Origin of the sequence: Sphingomonas ginsenosidivorax, assembly GCF_007995065.1 — a bacterium.
Lineage (GTDB): Bacteria > Pseudomonadota > Alphaproteobacteria > Sphingomonadales > Sphingomonadaceae > Sphingomonas > Sphingomonas ginsenosidivorax.
This window is the reverse complement of sequence record NZ_VOQR01000001.1, coordinates 1,110,924-1,129,328: the sequence shown is the minus strand read 5'-3', so window position 1 is coordinate 1,129,328 and position 18,405 is coordinate 1,110,924. Positions and strand designations below refer to the sequence as shown.

The following is an 18,405-nucleotide window of genomic DNA, read 5'->3' as shown; positions in this document are numbered from 1 at the left end:
AATTGGCCCTCATTCCGGCCGCTGCCCGAAGCTTCCGCAGAAATCGGCGACCGTGCTCACCCAGCCGAAGAATTTCTCGACATTGTAGACGGTTGCAGCTTGCATCTCAGGCGGCCCGAGATGGTGCGTCGCGTCCTCCAGCATCACCCCGAAATACTCCAGGTGGAAGCCGTCGCGCAGCGTGCTCTCGACGCAGACGTTCGTCGCGATCCCGACGAACACGATGTTGCGCACGCCGCGCGCGCGCAGGACGCTGTCGAGTTGCGAATTGAAGAACGCCGAATACCGCGTCTTGTGAACGCGGATGTCGCCCGGCCGCGGCGTCAGCGCATCGACGATCTCGTAGTCCCAGCCGCCGCGCGCGAGGAACTGCCCGGCAAGTTCGGGCCGCGCGCGCATCGTCTTGAGCGCGTTCGACTTGTGCCAGTTGGGCGATCCCGGCCCGCCCGCCTCGACATAGTCCGGGTCCCAGCCATTCTGCAGATACACCACCGGCATGCCCGCGGCGCGGGTGGTGTCGAGGACCTTGGCGATGCGCGCGATCGTGCTCGCCGACCCCGAGATATCGAACCCCGCGACGTCGACATAGCCGCCCGGCGTCGCATAGGCGTTCTGCATGTCGATCACGACGACCGCGGTCTCCGCAGGGTCGAGCCGCAGCCCCTCGGGCCGCGCGGCGAGCGTGACGGCATTCGCTTCGTTCGCGCCGGCACGGAGGATCGTGGCTGTCATCGGCACAAGCTGCGCCGGATCGTGACGCGTGTGCAAGTGCGAAATGTCGAACGGGTCGCACCCACGACACGCGTCATCCCAGCGAAGGCTGGGATCTTCCTGGGGCGGGTGCCGCGGCCCGATCCGGGAGATGCCAGCCTGCGCTGGCATGACGGACCTGGGGAAGTGCGGCGGCGCTACCCGACCAGCGCCAACCGCGTCTCCGAGTTCTTCAGCTCGATCCCCGTCACCCCCGGCAACGTCTCGATATGCCCCGCCAGCTCCCCGTCGAGCAGGAAGTCGCGCCCGAGCAGGATCGTCACTTCGCCCGTCTTCACCCGCACCTCGCCACGCGCGCCACGATGATCGGCGAGCAGGCGCGACAGCGCGGCGAACGCCGATGCGTCGTCGATCGTCACCACCGCCTGGAACCGCGCGATCGCGGCCAGGCTCTCGAACGGCTGGATCCGCTTGACGCTGACACGCGGCGCATCCTCACCGGGCTTGCGATCGAGTTCGACGGTGATCAGCCCGCAGCCGCCAACCTTCGCCGCTTCCTCCAGATCGGCCGCGACCGCATCGTCGAAGCAGGTCGCCTGGAACTGCCCGCTGGCGTCGGACAGCTGCGCCATCATATAGCGCTTGCCCCGCGCCGACGTGCGCCAGCGCGCATCCTCGACCAGCACCGCCATCGTCGCGCCGGCCCTCGACCCGTCGTCGGGGATGTTGAGCTCGCTAAGCGCGGTATAGGCGCGCGCGCCGTGGCTGTTGGCGATGTGGCGATGGCGGTCGACCGGGTGCGACGAGAAATAGAAGCCGAACGCCTCCTTTTCCTGCTCCATCCGCTGGCTGAGCGTCCATCGCACGCCGACCGGCAGCTTGATCGCGTCGCCCGCAGGCTCGGCATCGCCGAACAGCCCGCCCTGCCCGCTGGTCTTGGCGTCATGCGTCCGCGCCGCGATCGCGAGGATCGTCTCCGCGGTCGCATGGATCCCGGCGCGATTGGGTTCGATCCCGTCGAACGCACCCGCCGCCGCCAGCGTCTCGAGCTGCCGCTTGTTGAGCAGCCGCGGATCGACCCGCTTGGCGATCGCGTCGAGCGAGCCGAACGGCCCGTTCTCGACCCGCTCGACGATCAGTTTCTCCATAGCACCCTCGCCGACGCTCTTCAGCGCGCCCAGCGCGAAGCGGACCGCGAGGCCCTCACCGGCGGCCTCGACGTCGAACTCGGCCTGGCTCGCATTGATGCACGGCGGCAGCACCGCCACGCCCATCCGCCGCATGTCGTCGACGAAGATCGCCAGCTTGTCGGTCTGGTGCAAATCGTAGCACATCGACGCCGCGTAGAATTCCTCCGGGTGATGCGCCTTCAGCCACGCGGTCTGGTAGGCGAGCAGCGCATAGGCCGCGGCATGGCTCTTGTTGAAGCCATAGCCCGCGAACTTGTCGATCAAGTCGAACAGCGCGTTCGCTTCCTGCGCCTTTATGCCGTTGACCTTAAGACACCCCTCGACGAACCCCGCGCGCTGCGCGTCCATCTCGGCCTTGACCTTCTTGCCCATCGCGCGGCGCAAGAGATCGGCGCCGCCGAGCGAGAAGCCGGCGAGGACCTGCGCGGCCTGCATCACCTGTTCCTGGTAGACGAAGATGCCGTAGGTCTCCGACAGGATCGGCTCGAGCAATTTATGGGGATAGACAATCTCTTCCGAGCCGTTCTTGCGACGGCCGAACGACGGGATATTGTCCATCGGGCCCGGGCGGTACAGCGAGACGAGCGCGATGATGTCGCCGAAATTGCTCGGCCGGACCGCCGACAGCGTCCGCCGCATGCCCTCGGATTCGAGCTGGAAGACGCCGACGGTGTCGCCCTTTTGCAGCAGCGCATAGACGCCCGCATCGTCCCATTCGAGCGCGTCGAGATCGACCACGACACCGCGCTTGGCGAGCAGCTGGACGCCCTTCTGCAGCACTGACAGCGTCTTGAGACCCAGAAAGTCGAACTTCACGAGGCCCGCACCCTCGACATATTTCATGTCGAACTGCGTGACGGGCATGTCGGAGCGCGGATCGCGGTAGAGCGGCACGAGCTCGCTCAAGGGGCGGTCGCCGATCACCACGCCCGCGGCGTGCGTCGACGAGTGGCGCGGCAGCCCCTCCAGCTTCATCGCCAGGTCCATCAGCCGGCGCACGCCATTGTCGTTGGCATATTCGCGTGCCAGGTCGGTCACGCCGTTGAGCGCGCGCTCCAGCGTCCACGGATCGGTCGGATGGTTGGGGATCAGCTTCGCCAGCCGGTCGACCTGGCCATAGCTCATCTGCAGCACGCGCCCGGTGTCCTTCAACACCGCGCGTGCCTTCAGCTTCCCGAAGGTGATGATCTGCGCGACTTGGTCGCGGCCATATTTCTCCTGGACGTAGCGGATGACCTCGCCACGCCGGGTTTCGCAGAAATCGATATCGAAATCGGGCATCGACACGCGTTCCGGGTTGAGGAAGCGTTCGAACAGCAGCCCCAGCTTCATCGGATCGAGATCGGTGATCGTCAGTGCCCAGGCGACGACCGAGCCCGCGCCCGAACCACGCCCCGGGCCGACCGGAATGTCATGGTCCTTAGCCCATTTGATGAAGTCGGCGACGATCAGGAAATAGCCGGGGAAGCCCATCTGGATGATGACGTCGAGCTCGAAGTCGATCCGGTCGCGATACGGCTGGCGCCAGTCAGACTCCCCTCCCGCCTGCGGGAGGGGTTGGGGGAGGGCCTGTCCAGCATCACCGGCTGTGGCTTGGGACACGCCCTTCCCTAGCCCCTCCCACGAGCGGGAGGGGGACTGGAGCGCCTCGATCCTGTCCAGCCGCCGCTCCAGCCCGGCATGCGCGTCGTCGCGCAGCATCTGCGCCTCGCCCGCCATGTCGCCCGCGAGCGTCGGCAGGATCGGTTTGCGGTACGGCGCCATCACCGCGCAGCGCTGCGCGACGACGAGCGTATTCGCGATCGCCTCGGGCAAGTCCGAGAAATCCGCCTGCATCACCGCCGCCGGCTTCATCCACGCCTCGGGCGAGCTGCGGATGCGGTCCTCGCTCTCGACATAGGTCGAATGCGCGATGCACAGCATGACGTCATGCGCGTCGCCGAATGCGCCCTCGGCAAAGCAGCACGGGTTGGTCGCGACCAGCGGCAGGTTGCGGTCGTACGCAAGGTCGATCAGCGCGGCCTCCGCCGCCATCTCGATCGCATCGCCGCGCCGGCTGAGCTCGATATAGAGCCTATCGCCGAACAGCCCCTGCAACCGGTCGACATAGGTCGCCGCTGCCGCCGGCTGATCCTCTGCATAGAGCCGCGCCAGCGCGCCCTCGCCGCCCGCGGTCAGCGCGATCAGGCCGTCGGTCCGGCCTTCCAAAGCGGCGAAGTCGACATGCGCGGGCATCTCGATCGGCCGGTCAAGATGCGCCATCGACACCAGCGCGCACAGATTGTCGTACCCCGTCGCGTTCTGCGCATAGAGCGCCAGCCAGTCGAACGGCGCCGCGACACCGTCGGGAATGTCGGGGCGGCAGACGCCGAGCATCGTGCCGATGATCGGCTGCACGCCGTCCTTCTTGGCCGCATCGGAGAACGCCATCGCGGCATACAGCCCGTTGCGATCGGTCAGCGCGGCAGCGGGAAAGCCGAGCTTCCTGGCCTGCGCGGCGATCGCCTTGGGCTCGATCGCGCCGTCGAGCATGGTGTAGCAGGAGAAGTTGCGAAGGGGCACGAAGCCGGAATGAGCCATCGCGCCACCCTAGGGCTGAAACGGTGATTCGACCAGCGGTGCGCCGGCCGCTTCTCGACGAACCGTTGGGGGCGGGAGTCGACGCGCCCATCCCGTCACCCCGGGCTTGTCCCGGGGTCCAGGGCCCCAAACGCCATCGCCCGTAACCCTGGATCCCGGGACGAGCCCGGGATGACGGAGGTTACAGCAACCCCTCGATATCCCCGCGCAGATCCTCGGGCTTGGTCGTCGGCGCATAGCGATCGACCACCCGCCCCTCGCGATCCACCAGGAACTTGGTGAAGTTCCACTTGATCCCCTTGGATCCGAGCACCCCCGGTGCCTCGGTCTTGAGCGCCTCGAACAGCGGGGCGGCATCCTTCCCGTTGACGTCGACCTTCGCGAATACCGGGAACGTCACGTCATAGGTCGTCGAACAGAAGGTCGCGATCTCCGCCGCGTCGCCCGGCTCCTGCGCGCCGAACTGGTTGCACGGGAAACCCAGCACCTCGAACCCGCGCTCGGCATAGTCGCGGTGCAGCGCCTCCAGCCCCGCATATTGCGGCGTGAACCCGCATTTCGACGCCGTGTTGACGATCAGCAGCACCCTGCCGCGATACGCGTCGAGCGATGCATCGGACCCGTCGGCAGCCTTCACGGTGAAGTCGGTGATCATGCGCGCTCCTCGTGCCGGGCCACGGCACCGGCGATGGCCGGTAAGCCGCATGCAATGATGATGCGCGGACCGGCCAGGCGCAATAGCGCTGCTATCAGATCCGGCAGATCCGGAGAAGATCCGTCCCGGTCCGGATCGCGGAAAGCTGCCAGCATAGGAAACGATCGCCGGCCACGCCTGCGGCCGGCGATCGTCAAGTCATCCGCGATGCCCGAACGATGCCGGATTCACGACCCAGTCCCGCACGTCTTCGATGCCGGCGCAGCAGCATTGGTAACAATATCCCATCCTCGCCCCGGCCTTCCCGATATCGATGGTATAGGAAACGCCTTTGGGGATGAACATCCAGTCGCCGGCGACCAGTTCGACGCCGTTATGCGTGATCGCGCCGTCCAGAATGAACCGGATCGCGTCGCCGCCGTCATGCGCGTGCTCTGCGACATGCGCGCCGGGCTCGGCCTCGCTGATGAAGAATTGCGACTGCTGGAACACGAACGGCAACTGGACCTTCGTAAAGCCCTTCGGGACGTTGCGGACGGTCAAGTCGTGCAACGATTTCACGACGGCGTCGTCCTTCGATGTAAGCACGCGTGTCGCGACCGGCAGGCGATGCCTGGCAACCACGCCTTCGACGCGGACCGCCCCTTGCGCAAAACTAATCTGGTTCGGATCGAACTTGGCCATCTCCTGGGCTCCCTTTGCGGTTAAACGACGTACGCGAACGCGACTGCCGCCCTGTCCTGGGAAATTCGCAGATGAGCGAGCGGCCCGGATACCGTCCGGACGCCCGCAGGGTCGTACCCGAGATGGCAGCCGGCAAGCCAAACCCCGTCCGCAACGGAGATGCTACGGAGATGCTATTGCAGCACGCCCTCGTGGAGCCGCAGCACCCGGTCCATCCGCGCCGCGAGCCGCTCGTTGTGCGTGGCGACCAGCGCCGCCGTCCCCTGTTCGCGGACCAACCGGACGAACTCGGCGAAGACGATGTCCGCGGTATGTTCGTCGAGATTGCCCGTCGGTTCGTCGGCGAGCACCAGCGCCGGCTCGTTCGCCAGCGCGCGCGCGACCGCGACGCGCTGCTGCTCGCCGCCCGACAACTGGCTCGGCCGGTGCGTCAGCCGGTGCCCCAGCCCCAGTTGCGTCAGCAGCTCGGTCGCGCGTGCGTCCGCTTTCGCACGCGTGGCGCCGTGGACGAGCTGCGGCAGCACGACATTCTCGGTCGCGTTGAAATCGGGCAGCAGGTGGTGGAACTGGTAGACGAACCCTAGCTGGTCGCGCCGCACGATCGTGCGGTCATGGGCGTCGAGCTTGGCCGCCTCGACGCCGGCGATCCGGATCGATCCCTCGAACCCGCCCTCGAGCAACCCCACCGCCTGCAACAGCGTCGACTTGCCCGACCCCGACGGCCCGAGCAGCGCGACGATCTCGCCCGGCGCGATCGCCAGGTCGATGCCGCGCAGCACCGCGATCGTCTCGCCGCCCTGCGTGAACGAGCGCGTCAGGCCGGTCGTCTGCAGCACGGCCTCGATGGTCGGCGGCACCGCGCCGCCGAAGGCGATTTTCCGGCCGTCATTCATAGCGCAACACCTGCACGGGATCGGTACTCGCCGCCTTCCACGCCGGATACAGCGTGGCGAGGAAGCTGAAGACGAGCGCCATCAGCGCGATCACGACGATCTCGACCGGATCGGGCTTCGACGGCAGCTCGGTGAGATAGCGGATCGAGGGATCCCAGAGATTCTGCCCCGTCACGAACTGCACGAAATTCACCACCGCCTGGCGATAGAACAGGAACACGAAGCCGAGACCCAGGCCCGCAACCGTGCCGAGCGCGCCGATCGTCGTGCCCACCACCATGAAGATCCGCATCAGACCGCCGCGGTTGGCGCCCATCGTCCGCAGGATCGCGATGTCGCGCGTCTTCGCACGCACCAGCATGATCAGCGACGACAGGATGTTGAACACCGCGACCAGGATGATGATCGACAGCACGGTGAACATCGCCACCCGCTCCACCGCCAACGCCTCGAACAACTGCGCATTCATCGTCCGCCAGTCGGCGATCACCGCGCGCCCCGCGACCTTGTCGGCGAGCGGCGCGAGGATCGGCCCGACCCGGTCGGCATCGACCGTCTCCAGCTCGACCATCCCGACCGAATCGCCGAGCAGCAGGAACGTCTGCGCATCCTCGATCGGCATGAGGACATAGGCCTTGTCGTAATCATACACCCCGATCTCGAAGATCGCGCCGACCGTATAGGTGACGATCCGCGGCACGGTGCCGAACGGCGTCGCCTGCCCCTGCGGGCTGATCACCGAAATCTCCGACCCCACCGACGCGCCGAGCGAATCGGCGAGACCCGATCCGATCGCGACGCGGCCGCTGCCCGTCGTGATGCTGTCCATCGACCCCATCACGATCTTCATGCCGTTCTTCGCGGTGCTGCGGATGTCGGGTACGCGCATCCCGCGCAGCAGGATGAACTCGGACCGGCCGTTGTAGCTCGCGAACAGCGGCTGCTCGATCAACGGCACCGCATTCGTCACGCCCGGCGTCGCCTTGGCCTGCTGGACGATCTCGCGCCAGTCGGGCAGCCGGCCGCCGACGCCCTGGACGACCGCATGGCCGTTCAGTCCGACGATCTTGTCGAACAGCTCGGCGCGAAACCCGTTCATCACGCTCATCACGATCACTAGCGCAGCGACGCCGAGCATCACCGCGACCAGGCTGATCGAGGCGACGAGGAAGATGAACGCCTCGCCCTTGCCCGGCAGCAGATAGCGGCGGGCGATCATCCGTTCGTAGCGTGACAGGATCATGAAGGGTCTATCTGGGAGGGTGGGCTGATGCGGAAGGCACCACGGCTCTAGGACGCGGGCCGTGATCAGGCAACCTGGGTTGCTGTTGCGGAATCGTCACAGCGACATGGCAATCGTGTCATGTGCAGCTCAAACGCCGTGACAAACGCGGTGCCACTAACTAGCAAAACTCTTGCTGAGACACAGGCAACGGCCGTGGTTCGGGGAGCTCTTACGCCCCGTCGCAAGACGAAGGGCGAGAGCGAAAAAATGGGGGCTGACGAGCGATCGTCACGCAGGCGCCCGGATCGGAAACGGTCCGGGCGTTTGCTTGTGCGCTGCACAACAATGCATGGTCGTTTCTTACAAAGCGCCGGCGGGGAGCGGGAGCTTCCGACTTCGACTCCCTGCCGACACTTGTAACATTATACCCTCGAACATGAACGCTAGGTTACCTGACGTCATCGGGTCGGTACCACATCTCCGGATCCATGCGTACCGGGCGAGTCGAAGCGGCCATATTCGGGCCATGTGCTTCGACGACGCCCGACACGGACGGAGATGCGCCACCGACGGTCAGAACGACTTCGACACGGTGATGCCGTAGGTCCGCGGGTCGCCGGGCTGGCCGACCACCAGCCCCGTGCTTCCCGACTGCAACGCCAGCAGTTCGAAATATTTCTTGTCGAACGCGTTCCGCAGCCAGCCGAACACGTTCAGCCCGTCGTCCGCCTTGAACCCCAGGCGGAAGTTGCTCAGCGCATAGCCGTTGATGTTGGTATAGGCCGACGCTGAGGGGTTCGATGAGAAGGTCGAGCGATAGCTGCCGTCATAGCCGAGATAGACGCTGCCCTGCAGGTCGCCCACCGAGGCGGGCAGGCTGTACTGCGCACCGTACGAGAACGCCCATTTGGAGATTCCCGGCAGGCGCTGCCCCGAGATGTCGCAGTTCTGCGGGCTGATGCCCCCGGGCGTCCCCGGTGCGCTCGCCGCCTGCCCCGCTGCCGCGGTGGTGCCCCCCGATAGCTCGGGCGGGCACGGCGCATCGACGAACCGCACATATTTCGCGTCGGTATAGGCGCCGTTCGCATAGACGCTGAACCGCGACGTCGGGCGGAACGCCGAGTCGAACTCGATCCCCCGCGTCCGCACCTTGCCGGCATTGGCAAGGTAACCGCGCAGCACGCCTAGCTGCCCGTTGGTCACTGTCGCCTGATAGTCGCTGATCTCGGTCCAGAAGCCGGCGAGGTTGAGCGTGACGCGGCGGTCGAGGAACTGGGTCTTCAACCCCAGCTCGTAGTGATTGACCTTTTCGGGCTTCACCGTCGCCGACGACAGGATCGGCGTGTTCGCGGCGTCGAGCGGCAGGCCCGACAGGTTGATGCCGCCCGATTTGTAGCTGCGCGCATAGGTCGCATAGGCATGGATGTCGTCGGCCACCTCATAGGCCGCGGTCACGTCGCCCGACAGGTTCCAGTTGTCGAACTTCGGCTGATAGCTTTGCGGCGCCAGCACGCCGCGCTGGTCCGCGGTCAGCGGTGTGCCGGTGCCGTTGGTCACCACCGACACGTAATCGCCGTCCTTCTTGTCGTAGTTCAGCCGCAGACCCGGCGCGATCTGCAGCCGGTCGGTAACGTGCCAGGTCAGCTTGCCGAACAGCGCCGCACTGGTGTTCTTGAACCCGATCGTGTTGCGGCTGGTCAGCCCGTCGAGCGTCGCCGGGTTGCGCCCGCCCGCGCTGGTCGGGTTGAGCAGGAACGCGCTCGCCGACCGCCCCTGGACCTGGAGTCCCTGCGTATCGATCGTCTGGTGGAAATAGAAGGCGCCGAGCACATAGTCGAACCTGCGCTTGCCGTTCGACGCGATGCGCAATTCCTGGCTATATTGTTCCTGCTGCGACGGGTTCGCCGACACCGTCGTCACCGGCAGCCCGATGAAGTCGCGGTCGTTCGACGGGTCCCAGTCCCAGAACCGCCACGCGCTGACCGAGGTGATCGTCGCCGCGCCCAGATCGAGATTGCCGACCAGCGACGCCCCGCCCAGCCGCTGCTTGGCCTGCAACGGCGTGTCGACGTCGGTCACCCGGTCGAACGGGTCGGTCGACGGCACCCGGTAGCCCTGCGCCGCTGCCAGCGCGGCATATTGCCGATTGGTCGGCCGCTGCGTCGCGCCGACCCGCGCATAATATTGCACGCAGCAATCGGGGTTCTGGTTGTTGAAATCGCCCGAAAGCGTCAGGTCGAGCGTCTCGGTCGGCTTCCACAGCAGCTGCCCGCGCAGGCTCTGATTGTCCTGCGCATTCAGGTTCCGCCCGGTGACGACGTTGTGGATCGTCCCGTCGCGCCGCGTGACCGATGCCGACAGGCGCAGCGCGAGCTTGTCGCTGACCAGCGGCCCCGACACGGACGCCTTGGCCTGGACGAACTCCAGGTTACCCGTCGTCAGCTCGATCCGCGCCTCGGGCGTGAAGCTCGGCGCCCGTGTATAGACGTTGATCGCGCCCGCGGTGGTGTTCTTGCCGTACAGCGTCCCCTGCGGTCCGCGCAGCACCTCGATCCGCTCGGTATCGGTGAAATCGAACGTCGCCGATGCGATCCGGCTGTAATAGACCTGGTCTACATAGATGCCGACGCCCTGCTCGATCCCGTCGTTGGTGAGGCCGAACGGCGCGCCCAGCCCGCGGATGTTCGCCGCCGAATTGCGCGGGTTGGTCGAATAGAATTGCAGCGTCGGCTGCAGCTGCGTCAGCCGGTTGACGTTGTACGCGCCGGTCTCGGCCAGCGCCTGCCCGCCGATCACCGAGATCGCGATCGGCACGGTCTGTACCGTCTCGACGCGCCGCCGCGCGGTGACGACGATGTCCCCCCCGCCCTGCTGCGCGGTGCCGAGGCGTCCTGCCTCGGCCTGGCTGTCGACGGGTGTTGCCTGGTCGGGCGGCGTGGCATCGGCCTGAGCGGTGACCTGGGCGGCGAGTAGCAGCGCGAGCGTGATCGACATCGAAATCCCCTTTTCGCGATCAATGTCCCCCGTATCGGTCGGGATTCAAACGAGGCGATGCTTGGCCGCGAAAAACTTTCGCTTGTCGCCCTGCGGCCCTCTTGAACCGGGTTTGGGCCCTCCCAAATTCTGGACTGCGCGGTGCCTTCGGGGCCGTGCGGCGGTGCCGCCTGATGGGGCGCCGACCTCGTACAACTCGCTCATATTAGAGGATTTGATATGCGACTCGACCTCACCCCCTATCGCCGTTCGACCGTTGGTTTCGACCGGCTGTTCGACATGCTGGAGAGCAACGCGCGCGCCGCGACCTCCGACAACTACCCCCCCTTCAACCTCGAGCGGATCGCCGAGGATCGCTACCGCATCACGCTCGCGGTCGCCGGCTTCGGTCGTGACGACATCGCGATCACCGCGCAGCAGAATTTGCTGCTCGTTTCGGGCAAGAAGGACGATGCGCCGTCCGAGGGCCAGCTGCTCCATGTCGGCATCGCCAACCGCGCGTTCGAACGCCGGTTCGAGCTCGCCGACTTCGTGCTGGTGCAGGATGCGCGCCTCAACGACGGCCTGCTCGTGATCGACCTGGTCCGCGAAGTCCCCGAGGCGATGAAGCCCAAGACCGTCGCGATCAAGACCGGCGCCCCCTTGGCTGCCGTCGAAGCCGACCCGGCAGTCGACCAGGCCGCGTAACCGCAGCCTGCCCAACCTGAAAAAAGGGCGTCCGGACCAAAAGGCCCGGGCGCCCTTTTGCGTCGTCGCCTTCAGCTTTCGCCATCCCCCCAATTCCGTCATCCCCGCGGAGGCGGGGATCCAGACTGGCTGACCGCAAGGCTCTATCGAAGCCGAAGAAACAGCAGGGTTTCACGCGGAGGCGCGGAGACGCGGAGATTTGCCCCCGTCGCGCCAGCGACCTTCTCAAACGACGAAAGCGACAGCGTCGAGCGGAAGAGCCGAGCAGGCCTCAAACTCCCTCCGCGTCTCCGCGCCTCCGCGTGAAACCCCTTCTTCGACGTGAACCGAAGAAGGGTGATTCACGCAAAGCCGCTAAGTCGCAAAGGTGTCACGCTCGGAACGGCGCCGCGCCCGCCCCATCGTTGCAAAAGGAGCGCTACGCGCTCGGCACACGCAAGCCCTTAGCGTCTTCGCGGCTTAGCGTGAACCAACCTGCCTTCAGACCAATCGGCTCTGCTTAACCGCCGCCTCGATAAAACTCGCAAACAAAGGATGCGGATCGAACGGCTTCGACTTCAGCTCCGGATGGAACTGCACGCCGACGAACCACGGATGATCCGGCCGCTCGACGATCTCAGGCAAGGTGCCGTCCGGCGACATCCCCGAGAACACCAACCCGCCCTGCTCCAGCGCCGCCTGGTAATGCGTGTTCACCTCGTAGCGATGGCGATGCCGCTCCGAAATCTCGGTCCCGCCATAGATCGACGCGACCACGCTGTTGCCGTCGAGCTTCGCGTCATACGCGCCCAGTCGCATCGTGCCGCCCAGGTCGCCCTCGGCCGCCCGCGTCTCGAGCCCCGCGCGGCCCATCCACTCGGTGATCATGCCGACAACCGGCTCGTCGGTCGCACCGAACTCGGTCGACGACGCATCCGCGATGCCGGCGGTGTCGCGCGCGCCCTCGACGCACGCCATCTGCATCCCGAAGCAGATCCCGAAATACGGGATCTTCCGCTCGCGCGCGAACTTGACCGAGGCGATCTTGCCCTCCGCCCCGCGTTCGCCGAACGCGCCCGGTACCAGGATCGCGTCGCACGGCTCGAGCGACCCGGCGATGTCGCTGTCGTCGTTCTCGAACAGCTCGGCATCGATCCAGCGGACGTTCACCTTGACCCGGTTGGCGATCCCGCCATGCACCAGCGCCTCGTTCAGCGACTTGTACGCGTCCTGCAGACCGACATATTTGCCGACCACGCCGATCGTGACCTCGCCCTGCGGGTTGGTCAGCCGGTCCATGATCTCGATCCAGCGCGACAGGTCGGGCGCGCCCTTGGGCTCGATCCCGAACGCCTTGAGGACCTCCGAATCGAGGCCCTCCGCATGATACTGCATCGGCACCGCATAGATGCTCTTGGCATCCAGCGCCGGGATGACCGCGCTCGCCGGCACGTTGCAGAACAATGCGATCTTCGCGCGGTCCGCCGGCGGCAGAGGATGTTCGCAGCGGCAGACCAGCACGTCGGGCTGCACGCCCAGCGCGGCAAGCTCGCGCACCGAATGCTGCGTCGGCTTGGTCTTCAGCTCGCCCGCCGCGGCGATGTAGGGCACCAGGGTCACGTGGATGCTGATCGCGTTGCCGCGGCCTTCCTCATTCTTCAGCTGGCGGATCGCCTCGATGAAGGGCAGCGATTCGATGTCGCCGACGGTGCCGCCGATCTCGCATAGCACGAAATCGACATCGTCGGTCTCGGCGCGGGCGAACGCCTTGATCGCGTCTGTGACGTGCGGGATGACCTGGACGGTCGCGCCCAGATAGTCGCCGCGACGCTCGCGCGCGATGATCTGCTGATAGATGCGCCCGCTCGTGACGTTGTCCGACTGGCGCGAGGGAACGCCGGTAAAGCGCTCGTAATGCCCGAGATCGAGATCGGTCTCCGCGCCGTCGTCGGTCACATAGACCTCGCCGTGCTGATAGGGCGACATCGTGCCCGGATCGACGTTCAGATAGGGATCGAACTTGCGGATGCGCACGCTGTAACCGCGTGCCTGCAGGAGAGCCGCGAGGCTCGCTGCCATGAGACCCTTGCCGAGCGAGGAGACCACGCCGCCGGTGATGAAGATGAACCGCGCCATGGGAACAATTGCCTAGCGTGTTTTGAGGACGAACGACAAGCGTCCGCGAAACGCGGACGCGCGAAATAGCGGTGAGTTGAGGCCTAGTTGGCGAGCGGGACGGTGGTGTTGTCCGCCGGCGCCGTGCCCGGGGCGACCGGCTTCTCGCCGCCGCCCGCGAACGGTGCGGCATCGCCATTAGGTGCCGCGGTCGGAACGCCGGTCGTGGCCGGAGCCGCCGCCGCCGGCGTGCGCGCCAGCGAGGTATCGATCGTCGTCCCCGACCGCTTGGTCGCCGCGAACACCGCGAGCGCGATCGAGAACAGCACGAACGCGGTCGCCAGCACGCCGGTGGCGCGCGTCAGGAAATCGGCCGCACCGCGTGCCGACATCAGCCCCGACGGGCTGCCGCCCATGCCCAGTCCGCCGCCTTCCGACCGCTGCATGAGGATGACCGTGACGAGGGCGGCCGCGATGATCGCGTGGACGACGAGCAGGAAGGCGAACATTGCGCAGGAAACCCCGGAACTTTTACGATGGGCGGCACATAGGCGAGGCGGCCGCGGCGATCAACCGCGCGCATCCTGCGTCAATCTGAAACAGGATCGTCATTGCGAGGAAACAAGCCGGACAGGCGGGCGTTAACACCCCGTAATGAAGCCTGTACTCAGGCAAAAGAGGATTGGCGGATCAACGCTGTGGCATCAATGGCAGCCCAAACCCTATCGCAATGGATGAGCGCGCTGGTGGATTATGTCCGCTCGGGCGAGCCCGATCTGACCAACCGGCAGATGGCCCTCCTGTTGCTCGTATACCTCAAACCGGGCCCGCATACCGTGCGCGGGCTGGCACGGGCGCTCAACGTGTCGAAACCCGTGGTCACACGCGCCTTGAATAGGTTGGGTGCGCTCGGCTATCTGCGCCGGCAACGCGACGATAGCGACAAGCGCAACATCTTCGTCGCGCGCACGACCGAAGGGGCAGATTTTCTTGAAGAATTCGGGCAATTCATCGGTGAGAACGACGGCGCCGCCCGCGCCCCAGGCGGGGCATCCGCAGTCTCCACCGCCTCCGCGTAGCAGCTTCGCGCTGACCGGCCGGTCGGTCGCGCTCGATCCGCGCCGCCATGCCGTGCGGCGCGATATCGCCGATATTCGCCTGGCCGAACAGGTATTTGCGCCGCATTACGCGGTGCCGATGCCGACAATCGTATCGGCCTCGATACCACTGCGCCTCGAACGCGACGAGGACAGCGAAATCGTCGCGACCCTGGAGTCGGGCGACGTGTTCGAGGTCCTGGAACTCGCCGGCGTCTCGGCCTGGGGCATGGCGGTCGGGCCGGGTCTGGTCGGCTATGTCGACCGCACGCTGCTCGATTTGCCCGGCACCGCGGCATGAACAGCGTCTTCATCGACGGTGCAGTCGGCACCACCGGTCTCGAGATCCGCGACCGGCTCGCCGGCCGGACCGACATCGCCGTCGTCCTGCTCGACGAGGCGCGCCGCAAGGACGCCGACGCGCGACGCGAGGCGCTGAACGACGCCGATTTCGTCATCCTCTGCCTTCCCGACGATGCCGCGCGCGAAGCCGTCGCGCTGATCGACAATCCGCGCACCAGGGTGATCGACGCGTCCAGCGCGCACCGCGTCGCGCCAGGCTGGGCGTACGGTTTCGCCGAACTCGCACCCGGTTGCCAGGACGCGATCGCGACAGCCGCACGCGTCACCAACCCCGGCTGCTACCCCACCGGCTTCCTCGCGCTCGTCGCGCCGCTGGTTCGCGCCGGACTGATCCCCGCCGACAATCCGATCAGCGTCAACGCGACCTCGGGCTATTCGGGCGGCGGCAAGGCGATGATCGCCGAGTTCGAGTCCGGCGGCGCCTCGGCGTTCCGCCCCTACGGCCTGCAGCTCGCGCACAAGCACGTCGCCGAGATGACGACGCACGCCGGCCTCGCCCATGCGCCGATCTTCGCGCCCGCGGTCGCAAACACCTATCGCGGCATGGTCGTCGAGGTGCCGCTGCATCTGCACGCCCTGCCCGGCAAGCCGACGCTCGCCGCGCTCGACGACGCGCTGCGCGCCGCGTTCGAGGGGTCGCCGCTGGTGACCGTCGCCTCGGGCGATGTCGGCGCGATCGACATCGTCGAGAATGCCGGCACCGACCGCCTGACGCTGCGCGTCTGCGGCAACGCCGCCGCGGGCCACGCCCGGCTGGTCGCGACGCTCGACAATCTTGGCAAGGGCGCAGGCGGCGCCGCCGTCCAGAACCTCAACATCATGGCCGGGCTCGACCCGCATGCCGGCCTGATCCTCTAGGAAATGCCCTTGACCCGGAACCCCGTCGCCAAGCTGCTCCTGTTCGGCGCCACCGGCGACCTCGCGCAGCGGATGCTGCTGCCGTCGCTCTACGGCCTCCATGCCGATGGGCTGCTGCCGCCGGAACTGACGATCACCGGCGCCGCGCGGCACGACTATGACGACAAGGACTATCGCGCGTTCGCCAAGAAGGCGCTGCATTCGTTCCTGCCCGAGGACCGCAAGGACGAGAAGGCGCTAGGCACCTTCCTCGAACGGCTGTTCTACCAGCCGACCGACCTGTCTGACCCGGCGAGCTTCCAGCCGCTCGCCGACAAGATCGGCGACATCGCCGGCGGCCTCGCCATCTATCTGTCGACCGCGCCGTCGCTGTTCGAATCGGCGATCGAGGGGCTGCACAAGGTCGGTCTCGCCGGCAACACCGTGCGCGTCGGGCTCGAAAAGCCGCTCGGCTACGACCTTCCCACCAGCCGCGAGATTAACGACGCGGTGGCGAAAGCCTTCCCCGAGGACCGCACCTTCCGCATCGACCATTATCTCGGCAAGGAAACCGTCCAGAACATCCTCGCGCTGCGCTTCGGCAACAGCTTCTTCGAACCCGTGTGGAACGCGCAAGGGATCGACAACGTCCAGATCACCATCTCCGAGATGGTCGGGCTGGAGGATCGTGCCGGCTATTATGACGGCGCCGGCGCACTGCGCGACATGGTCGCGAACCACATGCTGCAGCTGCTCGCGCTCATCGCGATGGAGCCGCCCGCGCGCTACGACGGCACCGACATCCGCGACGAAAAGGCGAAGGTGTTCCGCTCGTTGCGGATGATCACCCCGGAAACCGTGAACCAGGATACGGTCACCGGCCAATATGGCGACGGCGCGGTCAAGGGTGCGATCGTGAAGGGCTATCTCGACGAGCTCGGCCAGCCGTCGAACACCGAGACCTTCGTCGCGATCAAGGCGCATGTCGACAATTGGCGCTGGCAGGGGGTGCCCTTCTACCTGCGCACCGGCAAGCGCATGACCACGCGCCGCAGCGAGATCGCGATCCAGTTCAAGCCGGTCCCGCACTCGATGTTCGCGGGCCGCGGCGGCCAGCTCCAGCCCAACACGCTGGTGATCCGCCTGCAGCCCGAGGAATATGTCCAGCTGCTCGTGATGGCGAAGGAGCCCGGGCTCGATCGCGAGGGCGTCCGCCTGCGCGAAGTGCCGTTGAACCTGTCGCTCGACGCCGAATTCGCCGGCAGCCGTCGCCGCATCGCGTACGAACGCCTGCTGCTCGACCTGATCGAGGGCGACCAGGCGCTGTTCGTGCGCCGCGACGAGGTCGAGGCGCAATGGACTTGGATCGACGCGATCCGCGCCGGCTGGACCGCGAACGGCACCAGGCCCAAAAGCTATCCGTCGGGCAGCTGGGGCCCGTCTGCCGCGATCGGCCTGACCGAGCGCGACGGGGTGACCTGGCAGGACGACTGAGTTTCGCCCCCCGCGAGGGGGATACCTCTCCCCGTTCGTCCTGAGCGAAGTCGAAGGACCGACCGCTTGTGGCATTGTCCTTCGACTTCGCTCAGGACGAACGGCGGATGGGCAAGGTACAGATTCAAGATTTCAAGGAATGACGACATGACCGAGATCGAATGGTGGGATTACGACGACGCGGACGAGATGGCCGCGGCGGTCGCTGGCGACATCCAGTTCATCATCGAGAGCGCGATCGACGCGCGCGGCTCGGCAGTGATCGCGCTGGCGGGCGGCAACACACCGCTCCCCGCCTACAAGCTGCTCGCCGAGGCGAAGCTGGACTGGAAGAAGGTCACGATCATCCCCGGCGACGAGCGTATCGTGCCGCTCGGCGACCCGCTGTCGAACGTCACCGCGCTGGCGAAGATCTTCCTCCCCAAGGGCGCGCGCGTGAAGCCGATCGTCCCCGAGGCGACCAAGGACTACAAAGCCGCGGGCCGCTCTGCCGACGCGCTGATGCAGGACCTGCACTGGCCGCTCGACTTCTGCCTGCTGGGCGTCGGCACCGATGGCCACACCGCCTCGATCTTCCCCGGCCCCGATTACGAGGAAGCCGTCGCCGGCCCCAAGGAGCGCCGCGCGCTGGGCGTCATGCCCGACCCGTTGCCGCCCGAGGCCCCGGTCGCGCGCGTGACCTTGAGCCGCGAAGCCATCGTCACGGCCCGCGCGGTCATGATCGCGGTCACCGGCCAGGCCAAGCGCGACATCATCGAGAAGGCGATCAAGCAGGGCCCGCTGTCGGAATACCCGATCGGCCGCGTGCTCGCCGATGTCGAACTGCCGATCGATATCCACTGGGCGGCGTGAGGCAGCGCTGATCGACACCTAACCCACCACCCCGGCGAAGGCCGGGGCC

15 protein-coding genes are annotated in these 18,405 nt (G+C 66.5%); 6 read left to right on the top strand and 9 right to left on the bottom strand.

Annotated features, from left to right (window positions below; genetic code table 11):
- Positions 1 to 9: 9 nt before the first annotated feature.
- From rutB to FSB78_RS04995, 7 genes are all read right to left on the bottom strand, one after another.
- A complete protein-coding gene (gene rutB / locus FSB78_RS05030) occupies positions 10 to 732 on the bottom strand; it encodes a pyrimidine utilization protein B (RefSeq protein ID WP_147080502.1) in 723 nt (240 codons plus the stop codon).
- Positions 733 to 908: 176 nt separating this feature from the next.
- Positions 909 to 4,481 carry a DNA polymerase III subunit alpha gene (dnaE, locus tag FSB78_RS05025; RefSeq protein WP_147080500.1) on the bottom strand — a complete coding sequence of 1,191 codons (3,573 nt, stop codon included), beginning with the start codon at positions 4,479 to 4,481 and terminating at the stop codon, positions 909 to 911.
- 181 nt (positions 4,482 to 4,662) lie between these two features.
- A complete protein-coding gene (locus FSB78_RS05020; protein ID WP_147080498.1) occupies positions 4,663 to 5,136 on the bottom strand; it encodes a glutathione peroxidase in 474 nt (157 codons plus the stop codon).
- Positions 5,137 to 5,334: 198 nt separating this feature from the next.
- Positions 5,335 to 5,820 carry a cupin domain-containing protein gene (locus FSB78_RS05010; protein ID WP_147080494.1) on the bottom strand — a complete coding sequence of 162 codons (486 nt, stop codon included), beginning with the start codon at positions 5,818 to 5,820 and terminating at the stop codon, positions 5,335 to 5,337.
- 173 nt (positions 5,821 to 5,993) lie between these two features.
- Complete coding sequence (locus tag FSB78_RS05005; protein ID WP_422396673.1) at positions 5,994 to 6,713, bottom strand: ABC transporter ATP-binding protein; 720 nt, start codon at positions 6,711 to 6,713, stop codon at positions 5,994 to 5,996.
- A complete protein-coding gene (locus FSB78_RS05000) occupies positions 6,706 to 7,956 on the bottom strand; it encodes a lipoprotein-releasing ABC transporter permease subunit (RefSeq protein ID WP_147080492.1) in 1,251 nt (416 codons plus the stop codon). Before FSB78_RS05000 ends, FSB78_RS05005 begins: the two co-directional genes overlap by 8 nt.
- 555 nt (positions 7,957 to 8,511) lie before the next feature.
- Positions 8,512 to 10,932, bottom strand: a complete 2,421-nt coding sequence (locus tag FSB78_RS04995; RefSeq protein WP_147080490.1) for a TonB-dependent receptor — start codon at positions 10,930 to 10,932, stop codon at positions 8,512 to 8,514.
- A gap of 219 nt (positions 10,933 to 11,151) precedes the next feature.
- Between FSB78_RS04995 and FSB78_RS04990 the strand changes: the two genes are divergently transcribed.
- The gene (locus tag FSB78_RS04990) at positions 11,152 to 11,619 is read left to right on the top strand and encodes an Hsp20 family protein (RefSeq protein ID WP_147080488.1); all 468 of its coding nucleotides are present in this window, start codon (positions 11,152 to 11,154) and stop codon (positions 11,617 to 11,619) included.
- Positions 11,620 to 12,099: 480 nt separating this feature from the next.
- On the opposite strand, the gene FSB78_RS04985 is transcribed toward FSB78_RS04990, so the two are convergent.
- Both FSB78_RS04985 and secG read right to left on the bottom strand, forming a co-directional pair.
- A complete protein-coding gene (locus tag FSB78_RS04985; RefSeq protein WP_147080486.1) occupies positions 12,100 to 13,734 on the bottom strand; it encodes a CTP synthase in 1,635 nt (544 codons plus the stop codon).
- Positions 13,735 to 13,817: 83 nt separating this feature from the next.
- Entirely contained in the window at positions 13,818 to 14,222 is a 405-nt protein-coding gene (gene secG, locus FSB78_RS04980; protein ID WP_147080484.1) for a preprotein translocase subunit SecG, read from the bottom strand.
- 225 nt (positions 14,223 to 14,447) lie between these two features.
- On the opposite strand from secG, the gene FSB78_RS04975 reads away from it, so the two are divergent.
- The 5 genes from FSB78_RS04975 to pgl all read left to right on the top strand — a co-directional run bounded on the left by FSB78_RS04975 (position 14,448) and on the right by pgl (position 18,356).
- Positions 14,448 to 14,792 carry a MarR family transcriptional regulator gene (locus FSB78_RS04975; RefSeq protein WP_147080483.1) on the top strand — a complete coding sequence of 115 codons (345 nt, stop codon included), beginning with the start codon at positions 14,448 to 14,450 and terminating at the stop codon, positions 14,790 to 14,792.
- Positions 14,793 to 14,844: 52 nt separating this feature from the next.
- Positions 14,845 to 15,111, top strand: coding sequence for an SH3 domain-containing protein (locus FSB78_RS04970; RefSeq protein ID WP_199743118.1), 267 nt, complete (start codon positions 14,845 to 14,847; stop codon positions 15,109 to 15,111).
- Positions 15,108 to 16,031, top strand: coding sequence for an N-acetyl-gamma-glutamyl-phosphate reductase (gene argC / locus FSB78_RS04965; protein WP_147080481.1), 924 nt, complete (start codon positions 15,108 to 15,110; stop codon positions 16,029 to 16,031). Before FSB78_RS04970 ends, argC begins: the two co-directional genes overlap by 4 nt.
- 3 nt (positions 16,032 to 16,034) lie before the next feature.
- Positions 16,035 to 17,504, top strand: coding sequence for a glucose-6-phosphate dehydrogenase (gene zwf / locus FSB78_RS04960; protein WP_147080479.1), 1,470 nt, complete (start codon positions 16,035 to 16,037; stop codon positions 17,502 to 17,504).
- Positions 17,505 to 17,651: 147 nt separating this feature from the next.
- Positions 17,652 to 18,356: a 6-phosphogluconolactonase gene (pgl, locus tag FSB78_RS04955; RefSeq protein WP_147080478.1), complete on the top strand. Its 705-nt coding sequence runs from the start codon at positions 17,652 to 17,654 to the stop codon at positions 18,354 to 18,356.
- Positions 18,357 to 18,405 lie beyond the last annotated feature (49 nt).